The organism is Rhodococcus sp. (in: high G+C Gram-positive bacteria), from assembly GCF_049286785.1.
Taxonomy (GTDB): domain Bacteria; phylum Actinomycetota; class Actinomycetes; order Mycobacteriales; family Mycobacteriaceae; genus Rhodococcus_F.
In genome coordinates, this window is sequence record NZ_JBAQEO010000329.1 from 1 (window position 1) to 1,673 (window position 1,673).

Here is a 1,673-nt window from a genome sequence, read left to right on the forward strand (position 1 = left end):
GGCGTAGGTCACGCCCGCCGCGATCGAATTGGCGACGGCGTTGTCGAGCGTCGCGCTCGCGCCACCGCCGAGCGACATGTTCGCGACGGCCGGCTTGACGTGGTTGGCGGTGACCCAGTCCACCCCGGCGATCACGCCGCTGGTGGTGCCCGATCCCTGGCAGTTGAGGACCCGCACCGCGATCAGCGAGGTGCTCTTCGCGACGCCCCAGGTGGCGCCGCCGACCGTGCCTGCGACGTGGGTGCCATGCCCGTGGCAGTCGTCGGTGCCGCGACCGTCGCTGATGGCCGTGAATCCCGAAGAGGCCCGGCCGCCAAAATCGTTGTGCCCGTTCCGGATGCCGGTGTCGATAATGTAGGACCGGACCCCGGCCCCGGTGGCGTTGTAGGTGTAACTCCCGCTCAGGGGGAGATTGGCCTGGTCAATCCGATCAAGGCCCCATGTCGCGGGGCTCTGGGTCGCCGAGATCGTGAAGACCTGATCGGCCTCGACGACTGCCACCAGCGGATGCCGGCGCAGCGTCTCGATGGCCGCAGCGGGCAAGGTCGCCGAGAACCCGCGGATCGCGTGCTGGTAGGTGAAGCCGAGCTCGCCGCCGTTTTCCGTCGCCAGCTGCCGGGCCAGACCCGGCACGTCGGCGACCCCGTTCCGGAACACGACGATGTAGGTCTCCTGGGCCTGGCCGCCCTGGACCTGCGGCGACATCAGAGGGGCGCTGGGCGTGCCCTCCGTGGGAATTGTGCTGTCCGAACAGCCGGCGATGACAAAAGCTGCACCCACTGCAACCAACCGAAGGCGGTGCTGCACGGAAGTATCCTCACCAAATGGGCGTAACAGCGACCCGACACAGCGGTAAGCGGCAAAACTGAGCCACCACCCCGGCCTGGCCTACGTGGGAAAGAGTGCGCGTCGGTAGGAAGCAAGTTACGTGCACATCACCACAGGCACAACGATGACGGCTGCGGCTGCCGGGCGGCTCAGGCTCACTCCACCACGACCGCCCCGGTCATGAAGGGATGGGGCGCACAGTGGTAGGTGAACCGGCCCGGCTGGGGGAAAGTATGGGAGAACACATCGCTGGCGATCATGTTCGGCGAGCTCCACTCCCCCTGATCGGCGGTGGTGGTGTGGGCCTCGAAGCCTTCGGTCTCGCAATTGACCCAGGTCACCGTGCCGCCGGTCCGGATCCGGACTTCGGCCGGCTGGAACAACAGGGCCTTGATCGCAATGACCGTGGTCCCCGGGACCACACCGGTCGAGGAGAAGCGGCACTCGCCGGTGTTATCGTTGGGATCCACCGGGCTTCTGGAAGAGAAGCAGGCGGCCCCCCCGGCCAGCAGGGCGAACCCCATCAGGCGGAGCGTCATGGGGCCGGCTTCACTACGACGGTGACCTTCATGAAGGGGTGCGGGGTGCAGGTGATCTCATAGGTGCCGGGCCGGCTGAAGGTCCGCTGCCAGGTGTCTCCACTCCGGATCAGGCCGGAGTCGAAGCTCCGGTCCTCGGCGACCACCGTATGGTCCAGCGGATCGTCGTTCTTCCAGGCCACCGTGGTTCCCGCGACGATCTCGAGCCGCCGGGGGATGAAGGCCAGGTTCTTCATGGTGGCCCGCACCAGCGGAGCGTCCCCGCGCGGCGCGGAGTCGGGCGGGGGGTGCCGCCGGGATCCGAAG

General features: G+C 67.8%; 3 protein-coding genes. All 3 read right to left on the reverse strand.

What is annotated here, in order from left to right:
* On the reverse strand, positions 1-705 hold a 705-nt coding region (locus tag WAW17_RS12450), incomplete at its 3' end, for a S8 family serine peptidase (RefSeq protein ID WP_422333280.1).
* 278 nt (positions 706-983) lie between these two features.
* Positions 984-1,352, reverse strand: a complete 369-nt coding sequence (locus WAW17_RS12455) for a plastocyanin/azurin family copper-binding protein (RefSeq protein ID WP_422333281.1) — start codon at positions 1,350-1,352, stop codon at positions 984-986.
* Positions 1,353-1,363: 11 nt separating this feature from the next.
* Positions 1,364-1,673: cupredoxin domain-containing protein (locus tag WAW17_RS12460; protein ID WP_422333282.1), on the reverse strand; the 310-nt coding region annotated here is incomplete at its 5' end.